Here is a 17,772-nt window from a genome sequence, read left to right on the forward strand (position 1 = left end):
ATCATATCTCCTTAGTTGGGGTTGGTAAGGACTTCATCAAGGCGCTCCGCCGCCGCATGAGCAGGAAGCCGGCAGGAAGCACGAACATTGAGAGCAGCGGAGCCGTCAGCATCCCACCCACCATGGGAGCGGCGATGCGGCGCATTATTTCCGAACCTGCGCCTGATCCGATCAGGATAGGCACCAAACCGGCTACAATCACGGCAACAGTCATTGCCTTCGGCCGGACGCGCTGAAGCGCGCCGTCCGTGACGGCCGCCAAAATGTCGTCGAAAGAAGCGTCGGGGCCGGCTTTTTCAAGCGCCAGCTTCAGGTAAATGAGCATGACGACACCGAACTCGGCGGCGACACCGGCCAAGGCAAGGAAACCAACCCCCGTCGCGACAGACTGGTGATAGCCCAGGAGGTAGAGCATCCAAAGGCCTCCGGTCAGCGCGAAGGGCAGGGTCAGGATGATCAGCGCGGCTTCGTCCACCCGGCGGAAGATCACGAATAGAAGGGCGAAGATGATTGCCAGCGTTGCCGGCACGACAAGCTTGAGACGTGCGGTAGCGCGCTCCAGGTATTCGAACTGGCCAGAATAGGCGATGCTCACTCGCGGTGTGAGCTTGACCTGTTTAGCAACGGCGGCTCGCAGGTCGGCGACCACAGAGGACAGGTCGCGATCGCGCACGTCGATGTAGACCCAAATAGAAGGACGCCCGTTTTCCGTCTTTAGCATCGGCGGGCCGTCGGCTACGCGGAGGGTCGCCACCGAACCGAGCGTCAGCTGTTGGCCGGTGGGCGTCAGAATGGGCAGGTTTTCGAGCGCGGCCAAGCTGCCACGAATCTCGCGTGGATAGCGCACGTTGATCGGATAACGGGCGAGCCCTTCGACCGTTCGCCCCACATTCTCGCCGCCGATTGAGCCGCTGACGATTTCCTGGACGTCGGCGATGTTCAGCCCATAGCGTGCTGCCGCCAGGCGATCGATATCGATGTCGACATAGCGTCCGCCGGTCAGGCGTTCCGCCAACGCCGAGCTGACGCCGGGTACGCGCTTAGCGGCGCCCTCCACCTCGCGTGCGATGCGGTCGAGCTCCGCCAAATTGCCTCCCGACACTTTTACGCCGATCGGGCTTTTTATGCCGGTGGCTAACATATCGATGCGGTTGCGGATTGGAGGAACCCAGACGTTGGCGAGCCCTGGGACCCGCACAGTTCGATCGAGCTCTGCGATCACTTTCTCAGGCGTCATACCGGATCGCCACTGGTCGCGTGGCTTGAACCGGATCGTGGTCTCGAACATCTCCAGCGGCGCGGGATCGGTAGCGGTCTCGGCCCGGCCGGCCTTCCCGAATACGCTCTGCACCTCAGGCACCGACTTGATCATGCGGTCGGTTTGCTGAAGCAGCTCGGCAGCCTTGGCCGCCGAAAGTCCCGGCAGAGCCGAAGGCATGTAGAGCAAGTCTCCCTCGTTCATTGCGGGCAGGAACTCCCCGCCGAGGCGGCTGATCGGCCAGGCTGCTGTCAGGAACACGGTGCCGGCAATTAGCAGGGTAGTCTTGGGACGCTTCAGCACCCAACCAATCGCGGGCCGGTAGAGCGCGGTCAGCGCTAGGTTGACGGGGTTATCGCGCTCCGCTGGAATGCGTCCCCGGATAAGGGCGCCCATAAGCACCGGGACAAGTGTCACCGATAGTAGGGCCGCTGCGGCCATCGTGTACGTTTTAGTGAAGGCGAGCGGTCCGAACAGGCGTCCCTCCTGCGCTTGCAACGTGAAGACCGGCACGAACGACAGGGTGATGATCACCAAGCTGAAGAACAGCGCCGGCCCCACTTCGGCCGCTGCTTCGCCGATAACGCGCCACCGCTCCGGGCCATCCAGTTCTTGATCGGGATGTTTCTCGTGCCAGTGTTCTATCGCCTTGTGGGCGTTTTCAATCATCACGATCGCGGCATCGACCATCGCACCGATGGCGATGGCAATGCCGCCGAGAGACATGATGTTAGCGTTGATGCCCTGGAATCGCATGACTACGAACGCAGCCACGACGCCCAGAGGAAGCGTGATGACCGCCACCAGAGCGGAACGCACATGCCAAAGAAACAATGCGCACACGAGCGCGACGACGACGAACTCCTCGAACAGCTTGCCGGTGAGGTTTTCAATTGCCTGGTCGATCAGACTTGAGCGGTCGTACACCGGCACCACAGCAACGCCTGGCGGCAAGCTTCTTCGCAGTTCCACCAGTTTCGTCTCGACCGCCTTGATCGCGGATCGCGCATCGACACCCGACCGCAAGATAACCACGCCGCCCGCGACCTCGCCATCGCCGTCAAGATCGGCAATGCCGCGGCGCATCTCGGGGCCGATCTGGACCGTGGCAACGTCACCAAGCACGACCGCCACGCCGCTCTTTGCCGTGCGGATCGGGACCTGCGCAAAATCGGCAAGGCCTTTGAGATAACCGGAGGCACGTATCATATATTCCGATTCGGCCATTTCGATGACCGAGCCGCCAGCCTCCTGATTTGCGCGCTGGATCGCATCGGTTACCTCGCGCTGCGTCACCCCGTAACCGGCGAGACTGACCGGATCGAGCACGACTTGATACTGTCGTACCATACCGCCAATACTGGCCACCTCTGCCACGCCGGGAATTGTCTTCAATTCATAGCGGAGGAACCAGTCCTGCAGGCCTCGGAGCTCTGACAGGTCGTGGCCTCCGGTGCGGTCAACCAATGCGTATTCGTAGACCCAGCCGACCCCAGTTGCATCGGGCCCGATCGCCGCTTTTGCACCCTCGGGTAAGCCTTGTTGGGCCTGGTTAAGATATTCAAGGACGCGCGAGCGCGCCCAATACAAGTCAGTCCCTTCATCGAAAATCACATAGACGAAGCTGTCTCCGAAGAACGAGTAAGCTCGCACCGTCCTGGCACCCGGGACCGACAGCATGGTCGTTGCCAGCGGATAAGTGACCTGGTTCTCAACAATCTGCGGTGCCTGCCCGGGATAGGTCGTCCGGATGATGACCTGCGTGTCGGACAAATCGGGCAAGGCGTCGATCGGCGTGCTGCGAACCGCGATCAAGCCGGCGATCAACAACGCTACCGCCGCAGCAGCGACGATCAACCGGTTGGCGATCGACCAAAGAATGATACGGGCGATCACCGACCGTTGAGCTTCGATATGCGGCGTATAGTGGGCCCTTCGGGCGGTTGATCGAACGAAAAACTGACCCGGTCACCCCGTTTAAAGGCGCGCGCCGTGGCAGGAGGCGAGAGGAAGCGCATCTGCATCGCGGGCCATTTGATCGCCGGGATCGGTCCGTGACTGATGGTCACGCTTCGTGCGTCTATGGCGGTGATACTTCCCTCGGCCTGGTAGGTGGGCCTCGCCGTGGCCGGCGCCACAGGCTTGGCAGCGCCGAGCGAGCGCACTTGTGCGCCGGCTAGAGTTGTTTCTGAATCGAGGAGAAACTGGCCCGATGCGACCACTCGTTCGCCGTCACCAAGACCGGCGATAACTTCGGTCTGACCCTTACTTGTCGCCCCTATCTGTACTTCGGCCGGCTGGTATCGGCCGCCAGGCTGAGCAAGCATTACGATTGTCCGTGTTCCGGTGCGAATTACCGCTTCTTCGGGGACGAGCAGCGCAGGACGGCTCATACCGCCGAGGGCGACTTGGGCGAACATGCCCGGCCTTAGCCGGCCGCCACGGTTAATCAGTTCGATGCGTGCTGTGAGCGTTCGGCTGTCCCCTTCAACCGCCGGCAGGACGGCCGATATCCGGCCTGGAAACCGCTCGCCGGGATAGGCTGCAAGGCTCGCATTGGCCGGCTGCCCTGGCCTGACCCGACTACCCAAGGCTTCTGGAATGGCCGCGTTAAGCCATACTGTTCCCAGACCGTTGATCTCCGCCAACGTTTGGCCCGCTGCGATGCTCATTCCCGCTCGTACGCCAAGCGTCTTGATCAACCCGCCGGCAGGGGTGGTCACGGTCAACACATTCTGCGGGCGTCCCGTCCGCTCCACGGCTGCGATGGCGCCCGCCGGCATCCCGATCAAAGTCATCCGCTGCCGCGCGGCTCTGGTCAGAGCCGCATCGCCGGTTCGCCTCGCAGCCAAAAATTCAGTTTGAGCGCCGCCCCACTCGGGTACCAGAAGATCGGCTAATGGGGCCCCGGCGCCGACTACATCGCCTGGCGCCCGGGAGTAAACACGTTGGACGAAACCAGCAGCACGAGCCTGGATCACTATCGCGTCCCGCTCATTGAAGTCGATCGCCCCTGCGGCAGTAAAGCCTGTATCGAGTGTGCCAACCTTGGCGATCGCAGTGCGCAAGCCGAGGTTCTCTACCCGTGCCGGATCGATCCGCACTCCTGCCTCTGACTCGCCCTCCCCGGCGTAACGGGGGACCAGTTGCATATCCATGAAGGGCGACTTGCCTGGCTTGTCGAAGTGCTGGCTCGGCACCATCGGGTCATACCAGTAAAGGACGGCCCGTCCGCCACGGTCTTCAGTCGGCGCGTCGCGGTAGGCACCCGCTACGAAGCCGACCGCGCCGGCGACCAGAGCCGCCGCGGTTGCCGCCAAAACGAGTTGTCGCCGTTCAGCGAAAATCATCGCTCTGCCCCTCCGAACGTCAAGTTGATACGAACGGCGTCCCGCGTGACTGCGGCTTCGCGTTCGAGCACCAGCAATTGAGCTTCGACTGCCGCGATCCGCGCGGTGACAACGTCCTGGATGGAGGCGCGGCCAGCTGCATAACTGGCGACTTCCAAATCTGCTCGATCGCGCGCCAATGGCAGAAGCGTGTCGCGCGCGCGCATCCATTGGTCGTGATGCATGACGTGATCGGCAAAGCTCACTTTAAGCTCTTCGGCTATCGCTCGGCGGGCATCCTCACGCCGCGAAGCCGCGGCTTGCGAGGACGCCAGCCGGGATGCGATCACTGGATTTTGCCGGCGCCCCGGAAACAGCGGCAGACTTACGGTTACTCCAGCCGAGATCATGTCGCCGTAACGGGAAGCCCGTTTTTCGTAGGCAACGTCAAACATCCAGTCCGGACGTTTGTCGGCTTCGGCCAGGCTGACGTCCGACCGCGCCTGCTGGACGCGCGCATTTTCCAGGCCAATCTGTGGCAGGCTCGGGATGCCTTGCTCAAGTGCTTGTGGATCGAGGGTTGGAGATGGGAGCGGACCGACAGCCGCCGGATCGGCGTCTCCGGTCCAGCGCGTCAGCCGCGCCCGGGCTTGATTGCGTTGAGCGAGAATCTCGGCGCGGGCGTCCTCTAGCTGGGCAATTGCCGTGCGTGTTTCGAGCGTCTGAGCAGGTCGCACAGTGCCCGAGGCAACCCCTGCGACCCCAGCGCCCCGATAAGCCGAGATCTTACCGATTGCGAAATCCACCGCGCTGAGCCGCTGCTGAGCCGAAGCCAGGTCGACCCACGCAACACCGGCGGCAACCTGTGCTTCGCGCAAGCTTACTTCGCGCGTAGCCCGGGCTTCCGCGATGTCCGCTGTCGCGCGCCCCACGCGTGCCAGCCGTTTGGCGGAGCTTGGAACTTCCTGGCTCAGGCTAACCCGCCCCATCGTCATGCTGTCCCCATCAAGTGAAAAGGCCGGCGGTCCCGAAATTGGAAAGTTTTCAATGCTGAGCCCGACTTTGGGGTCGGGCCATTGCCCGGCCGCGGTCGCGGCTACACGTCTCGCCTCAATCTCGAGTCGGCCGGCTTCAACGGACGCGCCGTTTGTCGCTGCGCTCGCTAACGCCTCTTCAAATCGTAGCGGCTTTGCCAGCGCGGATGCCGGCATCGCCGCGAGGATCGGTGCAAAGATAAGAAACCGCATGGAACTTTCCTCGGTTTGGGAGGCCTGGCACAGCGCGAAATAGATTGGGCTCGATGAAGCGTCGGGGGAGCGGAGGTCCGCTCCCCCGACGCCGGACTACGGCCGAGCGGGTTTATCGTAGGAAGTGCCGATCAACCCTTGATGGTTTGGGCCGCCTGCGCTTGCACACACTCAACGGCACCCACCTTCATCTTTTCGCAGCCACCATGGGCAACGTCGATACGGCGCGGTACCCACACGCGAACGGGGGCAGGTGTTCGTGGCCCTGGCGCTGAACGCCACTCATAGTGTCCCGCGCTGTCCTGGCCATTCGCAGCTAGTGCAGGGATCGGGACGGCCAAGGCAGTCGCCAGCGATAGAATCGAAATTCCAAGCTTCATCACAAATATCCTTTGAGCAAATTCAAGAGAGCCAAAGCGGCGTAGCCGAGCCATTTCACAGGCCAGGCAACCGCAATGATCGTCGTGGATTAGCGGAGGATAGTGGGAGGCTCGGGGTCAGGAGCGAAGACCGCCCCACGTAGTTTGACAGTGACCGGCCAGTAATTCGGTACGGACGCTATCGGCAACGGCCCATGATAACTGCCGAACTCGGCAACCGCGGGCAGAAAGATGCAGCCCATTGCCAACATGCACTTGAAAGTGCCGTCACAGGGCTTCGACTGCGAGCTTTCACCCTTGGACATCATCTTCATGCAGTCGTCCGACATCGTGGAGACGTTTGCCGGAGGGTGGCCATAGGGCACAGCGGACACGGCAACGCCCTGCCCCGTCAGCCCGATGATGGCTGCCAGCAATAACACGAATCTGAAACCGCGTAGGACCACCTAGCCCGTGTATCGGTGTCGCGGGACGAAAGCCAGCGGTTACGCAGCCGCAGACACTCTTCCATGCGGCGGCCTACGCCATCAGCTCCTCTACGATCAGCAGCCCAAGGAATCCAACAAAGAACATCGCGCTGATGATTGGGCTGTCGGGCTTCTCATGTGCTTCAACAAGAAGCTCTTCCGTCACCAAGTAAAGCAGCGCCATCAGCCCAAACGTAAGAAAACCGCCGATAACATGCGGTGGGAGCAGGACCACGGGCGTCGCCACGAGGACACCGGCCGGCAGCAACAGGGCCAGTCCCACCGATAGGGCAACCACCCTGAACCGTGAGGCAAGCGCTTCACCCAATTTTGCCGTAACCGTCAAACCGAGGAACAGGACTTCGAGGGTCAAGGCGATTGTCATCAGCACGCCTGCTTTTGCGCCGCCCAGGAACGCCAGTCCAAGGACCAGGCCATCCACCACAAGGTCGATGCCGATGGCCGTTATCATCCCAATCGGGCCTTTCCAGCGGCCCTCGAGCGATTTGACACCGAGCATAGTCGCGACGCCAAGCGTCCCGCCGATCAGCGTTGTCCAAACCGAGGCGTCATGTTTTACTTGGGGCAGAATCTCGGCTGCGGCGGCGCCGAACACAACGCCCGCCGCAAGGTGCTGTACCGCGCCTTCCAACGCCGGACCCGGTCTACGCCAGACCGCATAAATCGCGCCGAGCAATACCGCGAACACCGGCACGAAGGCGAAAGCCAGAATAGGCACGACGTTACTCCTCGATCAGACTACGTTGTCGAGTTCGAGCTTGAACGCGGTCAACGCGTCGCTCTCGGGTCAGGACGGCCGGGTGACCGTGTGCGCGATGCTGGCCCGTATCCTCCGCCGCGCAATTCCCCGCGAGCCTCGCGCAAAATTTGCCATCCACCGCTGATCGCCAGTGCGGCCATGACACCCGAGACCAATAGGTCTGGCCAGGCACTGCCGGTCTTGAATACCCCGAAGGCCGCGACCATCACGGCGATGTTACCGAACGCGTCGTTACGCGAGCAAATCCACACCGACCGCATGTTCGCATCGCCAGTTCGAAAGCGGAAGAGCATCAGCGCCACCCCGACATTGGTCGCGAGCGCCATGGCACCGACGATGCCCATCGTTTCCGGCCGCGGCGCCGCGCCCTGCAGAAAGGCAAGAGCGGCCATGGCAAGGACCCACAAGCCGAACGCTAGCAGCGTCAACCCTTTGATGGCCGCCGACCGCGCTCGCCAGACCAATGCCATTCCAGCGACCAGCAAGCTGATCGCGTAATTGGCGCTGTCGCCGAGAAAATCGAGTGCGTCCGCCTGCAGCGAGCGTGAGTCCGCCGATGAGCCGGCCACAAACTCAACCGCGAACATCACGAGGTTCAAGACAAGGGCGATCCAAAGCGCCCGCCGCCAGCGCGGTTCGTTCAGCGACTGCGCGCTGCCGCATGCGCTGGCGCAACAGTCGTCAGCCACGCTGGACTTCCTCCGCCCCGGCCCGTTTGCTTGCTAACCTGTGATTATACCAGGCTCCCAGCGCGACGACGGCGACGGTCGCCAGCTGCGCGCCTATCGACTCCATCGTCGGAAACAGCCCCAGGACCGGTATGCGCGGAATCTGAGATAGCGGGGCGATGTCGATCAGTCCTGCTTCCTGCAGCGCCGCCACACCTTTGCCTGCCAGAACCACCGCGAGGATGGCGATCAGCGCGGAGCTGTACTTGAAGAACTCGCTCACCGGCAGCGTGGCGCTAAACCGCAACATGGCCCAGGCGATCAATCCAAGCGCGACAATGGCGGAACCTGCGCCAGCCAGAATGACAACGCCGCCACCCTGCGTTGTCAGGGCGGCATAGAACAGGATCGTCTCGAAAACCTCGCGATAAGCCACAACGAAGGCGAGACCGAACATAAACCAGGCCGAACCGCGCGTTAAGGCCTTACCCAGTGTCTCGGTTATATAGCGCTGCCATTCGCCGGCCTGGGACTTGCCGTGCATCCAGATACCGACCGACAACAGTACCGCGGCCGCGAACAGCGAACCAAATCCTTCGGTTAGTTCGCGGCTAGCCCCGCTTACGCCGATAAAGAACGTGGCGACGGCCCAGGTGATGGCTCCCCCGATGAGGGCAGCCGCCCATCCCCCGTGAACATAACGAACCATCTCGCTGCGATCGGCCTTTCGCAAAAAGGCGATCATGGCCACGATGATGAGCAAGGCTTCCAGCCCTTCGCGCAGCAGAATGGTGAACGCCCCAATAAAGGTAGAAGCCGCGCTGGCCGCGTCGGGGGACAGCACTTCCTCGGCGTCGGTAAACAGCGTGTCGACAACGGCTACCTGCGACCTGACGGCTGCCACAGGTTCGCCGCGTCCGATGGCAGCCCGAAGGTTGCCCATTTCGGCCTCGATTCGTCCCATAAGTGTCGCATCGCGAGCGGCCAGCGCAGGTTCCACTGGCTCGAACCCATCGAGATAGGCGGACAGGGCAAGCCTTTTGGCAGTTTGCCGGTCACCCGCCTCGTAAGCTGATAGACTATCTTGCAGTTTCTGGTGCGCCAGAGCCAGTGATCCCGGCCTTGCGGCGATTACAGCTTCGGGATGAGCGCGAAGAAAGCCAATGACGCTGTCGGCCTTCTCCTGCCCGATCTGGGCCCCGAGCGAGGCGGCTGTCAAACCGGCCAGCGATGCAAGATCAGGAATGCGCTTACGCAGACCGACATCGGCCTTCCAAAGCCGTTCACCAGCATCGGTGTTCGTGAACGCAAAGCGACTTGCGTAAAAGGCGAGCGCCCAGCGGTCTTGCGATCGCAACTCGGCAAAGCTCCTCATTGCGGTGCCGTCCAGCCCTTGACCGATAACCTGGTAGAGGGCGAACGGGCTGCGCTCGCGAGCCCGCGAAACATCCCGGAAGGCCACGGGCGGCGGATCGAGCGCGGCAGCATCCGGGCCGCGCCCGTCGCCGGCCAAGCCATGGCAGCTTGCACAATTGTCCGCATAAAGCTTCGAACCGCGCGCGAGGTCCGGCAGTGTCGACGGCGCTACCGGCACGGGATAGGCCGCGAGCAGGTGGGCGCCAAGCGCGCGGGCTGCCTTGGCGACGTTGTCGGGCGCCGCCTTGTTCGCGATCATTTTACGAAACGCACCAGCCTCGGCGATCAAGCGGGGCCGCTCGGCCGTTGGGGGCAAGGCGGCAATTGTGGCTTCCACGGTCGCCGAAAATTCTGACATTTCCGCATATTCGGTGACGCTTTTGACCTGCCCGGCATTCACCGCGCCCCGGTAATCTACCGCCACGTAGTCCAGCAAACGCCACGCAGTTTGAACGTCATCGCTGCTTGCGCTGGCGTATGCCGGCGTCACAACACCGACGGTCAGCGCCAGAACAGTCAGCAGGACGGCGCGAAACCTGGCTCCCAGCGGCGGGCGATCTAGCGCGGATTTGGTTGATCTGGCAGTGTTCATCGACTCCAGATACAACCTCCAGTAACTGGAGATGCAAGTAGTTTTGCGAATCAATCGCAAGATGGAGGCGAGAATTGGCCGAGACGGCAAATCTGGCAATTGGCGATCTGGCGAGAATCACCGGAACCAAGGTCAACACAATTCGATTTTATGAGGAGAGCGGCCTGCTGCCCAAGGCAGAGCGTACGGCGGCGGGGCGGCGCATCTATCGTGCCTCCGATGGTCGGCGGTTAGCGTTTATCCGGCACAGCCGAAGTCTCGGATTCCCGCTTGATTCAGTGCGCGAATTGCTAACGCTGACCGACGATGCGGATCAATCCTGCGAAGCTGTGGACCGGATTGCGCGCGTCCATCTTGACGAGATTGACCGCAAGATCGGTGACTTGATGGCCCTGCGCGCCGAGCTCGATCGAATGATCGGGTCGTGCCAACAGGGCAAGGTAGCCGACTGCCAGATCATCGAAACCCTTGCGCCGCGGGGGAGGACGTTTTCGTGATGATGCTTTTGCTTGTTGGCCGCACGCCTGCCCTCACGCCGGGGCACTGTGAACCATCCCTTAGCCACACTGGGCTGGTATTTACTCGCCGCCGTGGGCGAGATCGCTGGTTGTTTTGCATTCTGGACCGTTCTGCGCCTGAACAAGTCTGGCGCCTGGCTTGCTCCTGGGATCCTGGCGTTGATCCTGTTCGCGGTTGCGCTGACCCGAGTGGAAAGCGAAGCCGCTGGACGGACCTTTGCCGCCTATGGCGGGATTTACATTGTCGCATCACTGTTCTGGCTGCGCTTTGTTGAAGGCGTATCTCCTGACCGCTGGGATCTGACCGGAGGCGCAATCTGCCTGGCGGGCGCGGCATTGATCATTTGGGGGCCTGGTCGCGACTGACTAACCTATAGGCGCGGTCTCACTGAATGGCCGCGACTCTGAACCCACAAGGCGGAACTCCAAGCTTCGGTAAGTATGAGCCTTGCAACCATTTCTTTATTCCACTATTCTCGAACTATCGATTCTTGACGAGTTCGGCGGGGGAGGAAAGAGAAATGAAACGCGTTGCACTAATGACCGCCCTCGCACTGATTACGGCCGCCCAACCCGCCGCCGGCAAGGCGGCATCGCCAGTCGAACTCACATTATCCGGCGAAGGCAGAGTGGAGTGCCGATTTGAAGATGCCCGCGGCAATATTGATAACCGTGTTTTTAAGCCGGTCCAGGCAAAGCCGGCCAGCTATGCGAGCGACCGACTGGATCACGCCAGTTGCGAATACCATGCCAGTCTGGGACAGCAGCTTACAATCGCGATTGTTGGAGAGGCATGGAAATGCCCCTTGCGCAGTACCGCCGAAGCCAAATGTGAGCAGGTTGTCGCGCCAAGCTCAGCCGGCTCTTTTCGATTGGCGCGTCTCGGCCAGCACTAACCGAAGCCCAGCGACCGAACGTAAATTGTTCGTCGCGACGATTCATCTAAAGACGATCTATGGAAACAAAAGCAGCAGTGGCCTCGCTTTTTGCGCTGGCACATGAATCGCGCCTCGCCGTCTTCCGTCTGCTCGTGCAGGCCGGGGCGGACGGCGTGGCGGCGGGTGAAATTGCTCGGCGTCTGGGCGTGCTGCCCAACACACTTTCGGCCAACCTCAACGTACTGTCTCACGCGGGGTTGATTGAGAGCCGCCGGGAGGGCCGGACAGTGATCTACACTGCCCGTTACGAGCAAATGGCCCAATTGCTGGAATTTCTCGTTCAGGACTGCTGCTCGGGACAGCCAGATATCTGTGCCCCGTTGGCTGATGCAGTTCTTCAAAGCAGGTGTTTGCCGGAGGGACGTGTGTGAGCAAGGTATTCAACGTTCTGTTCCTGTGCACCGGCAATTCGGCGCGCAGCATCATCGCCGAAGCCACCCTTAACCGTCTCGGCCAAGGCCGCTTCAAAGCCTACAGCGCCGGGAGCCAGCCCAAGGGCGAAGTCCACCCCGGCGCATTGCGGCTCCTTGAGCGACTTGATCTCGATACCAGCCAATTCCGTTCGAAAAGCTGGAGTGAGTTCGCTGAACCAAGCGCGCCGCAATTCGATTTCATTTTTACGGTCTGTGATAACGCTGCGAGCGAAACCTGTCCCGTTTGGCCGGGTCATCCGATTACGGCCCACTGGGGCATTCCCGACCCGGCGGCCGTAGAAGGCAGCGAGTTGGAAATAGATGCTGCGTTCAGACAAGCACACCTGCTCCTGTCCAACCGCATCAGCTTGTTGACGGCCCTGTCGGTCGACGCGCTCGACGAGGCGAGCTTGCGTTCTCGATTGAACGATATCGGCAAGACGGAGGATATAGCGAAATGAGCGTTACCATCTGGCACAATCCCGCTTGCGGCACTTCGCGCAACACGCTGGGCATCATCCGGGCGACAGGCGTGGAGCCGACTGTGATCGAATATCTGTGCACGCCCCCCGACCGGCCAACTCTGGAACGCCTGATCGCTGCGGCTGGTCTTACGCCGCGCCACCTTTTGCGGCAAAAAGGGACGCCCTTCGCAGAGCTGGGTCTGGCTGACGAGAGTCTGAGCGACGCAGCGCTGATCGATGCCATGCTTGCCCATCCTATCCTGATCAATCGCCCGCTGGTCGAGACGCCTGTCGGCGTACGCCTGTGCCGTCCGTCGGAAGTAGTGCTGGAAATACTGCCCCGGCCGCTATGCGAGGATTTCGTCAAGGAAGATGGCGAGGTCGTTCGAGCATGAGTGATTTGCTAAATGTCGAAAGCGCCTTCTTCGACGCTCCCGATGCCTTGAAGCTCGGGATGCCCTCTGAGACGACGCATCCGCCCAGAATTTTGTTGCTCTACGGTTCCCTGCGCGAACGTTCCTACAGCAAACTGCTCATCATCGAGGCTGAGCGGCTGTTGCAAAAAATGGGATGCGAAACGCGGGTCTTCGACCCGGATGGATTGCCGCTGCCAGATAACGCACCGGCCGATCACCCCAAGGTCGCCGAACTTCGCGCGCTATCGCTTTGGTCGGAGGGCCAAGTGTGGTGTTCCCCCGAACGTCACGGTGCGATTTCGGGCATCATAAAGGCGCAGATCGACTGGATACCGTTGGAACAGGCAGGAGTACGGCCGACTCAGGGTAGAACGCTTGCGGTCATGCAGGTGTCGGGCGGCAGTCAGTCGTTCAATGCCGTCAACACCCTGCGATTGCTCGGACGCTGGATGAGGATGATCACCATTCCGAACCAGTCGAGCGTGCCCAAAGCCTATACCGAGTTCGATGACGAGGGCCGAATGAAGCCCGGCCCGCTATACGACCGCGTGGTTGATGTGATGGAAGAGCTGGTCAAGTTCACGCTCCTGACCAGAGGCCGCAGCGATTACCTGACGGATCGCTATTCCGAACGTAAGACCGAGGGACGGCTGCCAGCAGGTGCCGAGCACCTTGCCGCCATAGCTAAATCGCCCGAACCCTGCCGATGACGGTTCCCCTGCCGCGCCGCCTCATGGCCGAAGGCATCGGATCGGCAATGCTGTTCGCGACGGTCATCGGGTCTGGCATAATGGCTGAGCGGCTGGCGGGCGGAAATGTCGCGATTGCCTTGCTGGGAAACACGATGGCGACCGGGGCGATCCTGTTCGTTCTTATCACCATGCTGGGGCCGGTTTCAGGCGCTCATCTTAATCCGGCAGTTAGCGCTGTTGCGGCGTGGCGCGGCGACTTGAGAGGACGCGACGCTCTGCTCTACGTCCTGACGCAGATCACGTGCGGCATCCTGGGCGTCTGGTTGGCGCACCTGATGTTCGGCGTGCCCATCGTGCAATTTTCCACACACTCGCGGACCGGCTTTGGTCAATGGACCGGCGAAGCGGTGGCAACGTTCGGCTTGATTCTGACCATTATCGGTACAGTCCGGCATCGTCCTGATTGGGTGCCGGCAAGCGTCGCCCTCTATATTACTGCCGCCTTTTGGTTCACGTCGTCGACCAGCTTCGCCAACCCAGCGATTACGATTGCGCGGAGCCTCTCGGACAGTTTTGCCGGTATCAGCCCCGGAGACATTGTACCGTTTATTCTGGCTCAGACGGCTGGCGCTTTCACCGGTGCATTAACCGGGACTGCTCTTTTTGGCGTCAATAGCGCAGCTCAATCGTCCCCTCGAGCGTGAGGACTTTCACAACGAGGTCATCCATGACATCCCATAAACCAAAGCTGCGGCCGCGCGGCGGGGTAGAGATCACGACTGCACTGATCAGAACAGCAGCGGACGAGCGTAGAATCACAACCTGCGCCTGCCGTCACGCTTTGCGTGGTTTGAACCAACGATGGTAAAGTCGCTTTGGCCGCCCATAACGATCACTTGGTCGCGAAACCGCTCCGGTACCTGCCGTTGGAGCGGCCCCCGTGCTGCGTTCGGCGGGCTAAGTACAACCTTCCCGAACCCGTAATTGCGCCTGCGAAATGCTCCTTGACCTTGTCACGATGTCAGGCCCGAATAAGCCTGCTTCATCGAAGCCTCAGGAGTCGACCCATGAGCGAGAGCGAAACAAAAAGCTGCTGCTGCAGCCAAGCAGAGGGCGATGCTTCGGACACGGTGATCGACCCCGTCTGCGGCATGAAGGTCGATCCTGCTGAGACACAGCATCACGGTGTAGTCGCCGGGATTGAATATCATTTCTGCAGCGCAGGATGCCGAACCAAGTTCCTAGCCGATCCTGATCGGTATCTTCGCCCCGTGAGCGAAGCCGTTATCGCGCCAGTGGCTGAAGGCACGATTTGGACCTGCCCGATGCACCCTGAAATCCGCCGCGACGCGCCAGGTAGTTGCCCTATTTGCGGTATGGCACTCGAGCCCCTCGAACCGAGCCTGGAGGAGGGCCCGAACCTTGAACTGATCGACTTCACCAGGCGGCTTTGGGTCAGCGCAGTATTGGCCGTGCCTCTTGTCGTTTTAACAATGGGCGCCGAACTTTTCGGCTGGCAGCTTTTGCCGATGCGCGTGTCCATGTGGGTGCAGCTTGCGCTCGCGACTCCGGTGATTTTGTGGGCAGCCAAGCCTTTCTTCGAACGTGGGTGGGAGTCGGTCAGGACCCGTAAGCTCAACATGTTCACTCTGATCAGCATCGGGATCGGGATCGCTTACGGATACAGCGTGGTGGCGACCATCGCTCCCAACATTTTCCCCCGATCGCTCAGGACAATGGGCGGCGCGGTGCCTGTATATTTCGAAGTCGCAGCGGTGATCACCGCCCTGATCTTCGTCGGGCAGGTGCTGGAAATCCGTGCCCGGACAGCGACCGGTAAAGCGATCCGCGCGCTGTTGGGCCTGGCGGCGAAGACTGCCCGGCGGGTTCGGAACGGCGTCGACGAGGATGTGCCGATCGAGCATGTGCACGTGGGCGACGTGCTTCGCATTCGGCCGGGCGGAAAGGTGCCCGTCGATGGAGTGGTGACCGAAGGCCGCAGCTCGGTGGACGAAGCAATGATCTCGGGCGAGCCAGTCCCCGTTGAGAAGGCGCCCGGGGACCAGCTAACCGGAGCGACCGTCAACGGCACCGGGTCGTTGCTGATGCGCGCCGAGCGCGTCGGCCGCGACACCATGCTGTCCCAGATTGTTCGGATGGTGGCCGATGCGCAGCGGTCCCGTGCACCGATCCAAGCTCTCGCCGACAAGGTTTCGGCCTTGTTTGTGCCAGCGGTGATTGCAGCGTCGGTCGCGACTTTCATTGTCTGGTCGCTCGTCGGGCCAGAGCCGCGACTGGCGCATGCCCTCGTCAATGCGATTGCGGTGCTCATCATCGCGTGCCCTTGCGCGTTAGGACTGGCCACTCCCATGTCCATTATGGTGGGCACCGGGCGCGGTGCCGGTGCTGGCGTTTTGATCAAGAACGCTCAGGCGCTTGAGCTCATGGAGAAAATCGACACGCTGGTTATCGACAAGACGGGCACCCTCACGCTTGGCAAGCCGCGGCTGATCGAAGTCGTTCCCCACGCTGATTTCGCGGAGGATGAGGTGTTGCTGCTCGCAGCGTCGCTCGAGAGGGGCAGTGAGCACCCTCTCGCCGCCGCGATCGTAGACGGCGCGTCCGAGCGCGGGCTCAGCTTGAAGGAAACCACCAACTTTGCCTCCTACACGGGCAAGGGCGTGAGCGGAACGGTTGGTATGCGAGCCGTCGCGATGGGTAACAAGGCAATGCTCGCCGAACTTAGCATCGATACAACTGCCCTCGACGTTCAGGCCACCGCGTTTCGGAGCGAGGGTCAGGGCGTCATGTTTGTTGCCATCGATCAGAAACTGGCAGGCCTGCTCGTTGTCGCAGACCCGATAAAGGAAAGTGCCTCGGGTGCCGTCAAGGATCTGCGCGCAAGTGGCATGAAGGTCATTATGATGACCGGTGACAATTGGCAGACGGCTGAAGCTGTCGCTCGGCGTGTAAGCGGGATCGACGAAGTGATGGCCGACGTCCTGCCTGATCAGAAGCAGGCGATGGTCGATAAGCTCAAAATGTCCGGGGCCCGCGTGGCGATGGCCGGGGACGGCATTAACGATGCTCCCGCGCTCGCCGCAGCGGATGTCGGCATTGCGATGGGCACTGGCACCGACGTCGCTATGGAAAGCGCTGCCGTCACTCTGGTAAAAGGTGACTTGGGAGGCATCGTTCGCGCCCGGCGTCTTAGCCGGGCGGTCATGCGTAACATTCGCCAGAACCTGTTCTTTTCCTTCGTGTTCAATGCGGCCGGAGTGCCAGTCGCTGCAGGTATCCTCTATCCCACTTTCGGACTTCTACTGAGCCCGATCATCGCCAGCGCTGCTATGTCGCTGAGCTCGGTCTTGGTCATCGGTAATTCTCTCAGGCTTCGGACAGTGCAATTATGAAAATCGGGGAAGCATCTTCGGCCTCTGCGATCAGTCAGCGGATGATCCGCCACTACGAGAAAATCGGATTGATCGACGCTGCCCCCCGCCGATCGTCAGGATATCGTGATTATGACGAGCGCGATGTCCATTCGCTTCGGTTCATCGCACGAGCCCGCGATCTAGGCTTCGGGATCGACGAAATAGGCCAGCTGCTGGCGCTCTGGAATGACCGCACGCGGTCGAGCAGCGACGTCAAGGCTCTCGCTTTGGCCCGCGCTGCTGAACTTCATCGCAAGACAAAGGCACTCGATGCGATGCGCCGGACCCTGGAGCGCCTTGCCGCCTCCTGCCAGGGGGATGATCGGCCGGACTGCCCCATCCTCGACGACCTCGAACTGGGCGAGACTTGATGATCGGGTTGCCATTGACGGTGCAGAGGGCCATACCCTTCGATATGAGTCTGTCCCGGTTCCTTACGATACTGGTCGCCTTTTCGCTGCTGTTCGGGCCGCCGGCGATGGAACGCGCGATGGCTGCGGTGCCGGCGTTACATCACGCCCAGATGAGCAGTGAATCTAAAGTTATGGCGAGTCACTGCCATTCCGGCCAGCACGATAAAACGCAAAAGGCGCCGTCGGAGCCGTGTTGCGCCGCGATGTGCGCGACGGCGGGGATATTGCCCGACGCTATCATTGGCGAGCAGCTGTTCATTCAGCTTGCAGCTGTTCCAGCCCTCGTGCGCGTTCATCGCGGCGTGCTGAGCGAAATCGTGACGCCACCTCCACGAACTGCGTGAAA

Annotated in this window: 17 protein-coding genes; 11 read left to right on the plus strand and 6 right to left on the minus strand. The window is 61.3% G+C overall.

The window, feature by feature from the left end; all coding sequences use genetic code 11:
* Position 1: 1 nt before the first annotated feature.
* The 6 genes from ACOYW6_RS08085 to ACOYW6_RS08110 all read right to left on the minus strand — a co-directional run bounded on the left by ACOYW6_RS08085 (position 2) and on the right by ACOYW6_RS08110 (position 10,138).
* Complete coding sequence (locus ACOYW6_RS08085) at positions 2–3,154, minus strand: efflux RND transporter permease subunit (protein ID WP_423140821.1); 3,153 nt, start codon at positions 3,152–3,154, stop codon at positions 2–4.
* Positions 3,151–4,608 (minus strand): efflux RND transporter periplasmic adaptor subunit, encoded by a 1,458-nt coding sequence (locus tag ACOYW6_RS08090; protein ID WP_423140822.1) that lies wholly within the window; start codon positions 4,606–4,608, stop codon positions 3,151–3,153. Before ACOYW6_RS08090 ends, ACOYW6_RS08085 begins: the two co-directional genes overlap by 4 nt.
* A complete protein-coding gene (locus tag ACOYW6_RS08095; protein ID WP_423140823.1) occupies positions 4,605–5,834 on the minus strand; it encodes a TolC family protein in 1,230 nt (409 codons plus the stop codon). The genes ACOYW6_RS08090 and ACOYW6_RS08095 overlap by 4 nt, the downstream gene beginning before the upstream one ends.
* A gap of 899 nt (positions 5,835–6,733) precedes the next feature.
* Complete coding sequence (locus tag ACOYW6_RS08100) at positions 6,734–7,420, minus strand: ZIP family metal transporter (RefSeq protein ID WP_423140824.1); 687 nt, start codon at positions 7,418–7,420, stop codon at positions 6,734–6,736.
* 50 nt (positions 7,421–7,470) lie between these two features.
* Positions 7,471–8,151 carry a cation transporter gene (locus ACOYW6_RS08105; protein WP_423140825.1) on the minus strand — a complete coding sequence of 227 codons (681 nt, stop codon included), beginning with the start codon at positions 8,149–8,151 and terminating at the stop codon, positions 7,471–7,473.
* The gene (locus ACOYW6_RS08110) at positions 8,144–10,138 is read right to left on the minus strand and encodes an FTR1 family protein (protein WP_423143090.1); all 1,995 of its coding nucleotides are present in this window, start codon (positions 10,136–10,138) and stop codon (positions 8,144–8,146) included. The genes ACOYW6_RS08105 and ACOYW6_RS08110 overlap by 8 nt, the downstream gene beginning before the upstream one ends.
* 74 nt (positions 10,139–10,212) lie before the next feature.
* Between ACOYW6_RS08110 and ACOYW6_RS08115 the strand changes: the two genes are divergently transcribed.
* From ACOYW6_RS08115 to ACOYW6_RS08165, 11 genes are all read left to right on the plus strand, one after another.
* Positions 10,213–10,635, plus strand: coding sequence for a MerR family transcriptional regulator (locus tag ACOYW6_RS08115; RefSeq protein WP_423140826.1), 423 nt, complete (start codon positions 10,213–10,215; stop codon positions 10,633–10,635).
* A 48-nt stretch (positions 10,636–10,683) separates the two neighbouring features.
* Positions 10,684–11,022, plus strand: coding sequence for a YnfA family protein (locus ACOYW6_RS08120; protein WP_423140827.1), 339 nt, complete (start codon positions 10,684–10,686; stop codon positions 11,020–11,022).
* A 26-nt stretch (positions 11,023–11,048) separates the two neighbouring features.
* Entirely contained in the window at positions 11,049–11,552 is a 504-nt protein-coding gene (locus tag ACOYW6_RS08125) for a hypothetical protein (protein WP_423140828.1), read from the plus strand.
* 59 nt (positions 11,553–11,611) lie between these two features.
* A complete protein-coding gene (locus ACOYW6_RS08130) occupies positions 11,612–11,965 on the plus strand; it encodes an ArsR/SmtB family transcription factor (protein ID WP_423140829.1) in 354 nt (117 codons plus the stop codon).
* Positions 11,962–12,468 (plus strand): arsenate reductase ArsC, encoded by a 507-nt coding sequence (locus ACOYW6_RS08135; RefSeq protein ID WP_423140830.1) that lies wholly within the window; start codon positions 11,962–11,964, stop codon positions 12,466–12,468. The genes ACOYW6_RS08130 and ACOYW6_RS08135 overlap by 4 nt, the downstream gene beginning before the upstream one ends.
* A complete protein-coding gene (gene arsC, locus ACOYW6_RS08140) occupies positions 12,465–12,866 on the plus strand; it encodes an arsenate reductase (glutaredoxin) (protein ID WP_423140831.1) in 402 nt (133 codons plus the stop codon). Before ACOYW6_RS08135 ends, arsC begins: the two co-directional genes overlap by 4 nt.
* Positions 12,863–13,597, plus strand: a complete 735-nt coding sequence (arsH, locus tag ACOYW6_RS08145) for an arsenical resistance protein ArsH (RefSeq protein WP_423140832.1) — start codon at positions 12,863–12,865, stop codon at positions 13,595–13,597. The genes arsC and arsH overlap by 4 nt, the downstream gene beginning before the upstream one ends.
* Positions 13,594–14,283: an aquaporin gene (locus tag ACOYW6_RS08150; RefSeq protein WP_423140833.1), complete on the plus strand. Its 690-nt coding sequence runs from the start codon at positions 13,594–13,596 to the stop codon at positions 14,281–14,283. The genes arsH and ACOYW6_RS08150 overlap by 4 nt, the downstream gene beginning before the upstream one ends.
* Positions 14,284–14,646: 363 nt before the next feature.
* Positions 14,647–16,992, plus strand: a complete 2,346-nt coding sequence (locus ACOYW6_RS08155; RefSeq protein ID WP_423140834.1) for a heavy metal translocating P-type ATPase — start codon at positions 14,647–14,649, stop codon at positions 16,990–16,992.
* Complete coding sequence (cueR, locus tag ACOYW6_RS08160; RefSeq protein ID WP_423140835.1) at positions 16,989–17,384, plus strand: Cu(I)-responsive transcriptional regulator; 396 nt, start codon at positions 16,989–16,991, stop codon at positions 17,382–17,384. Before ACOYW6_RS08155 ends, cueR begins: the two co-directional genes overlap by 4 nt.
* A 44-nt stretch (positions 17,385–17,428) precedes the next feature.
* The gene (locus tag ACOYW6_RS08165; RefSeq protein WP_423140836.1) at positions 17,429–17,770 is read left to right on the plus strand and encodes a hypothetical protein; all 342 of its coding nucleotides are present in this window, start codon (positions 17,429–17,431) and stop codon (positions 17,768–17,770) included.
* The last annotated feature ends 2 nt before the right edge of the window (positions 17,771–17,772 follow it).

Origin of the sequence: Parablastomonas sp. CN1-191 (genome assembly GCF_049354825.1) — a bacterium.
GTDB lineage: Bacteria > Pseudomonadota > Alphaproteobacteria > Sphingomonadales > Sphingomonadaceae > Novosphingobium.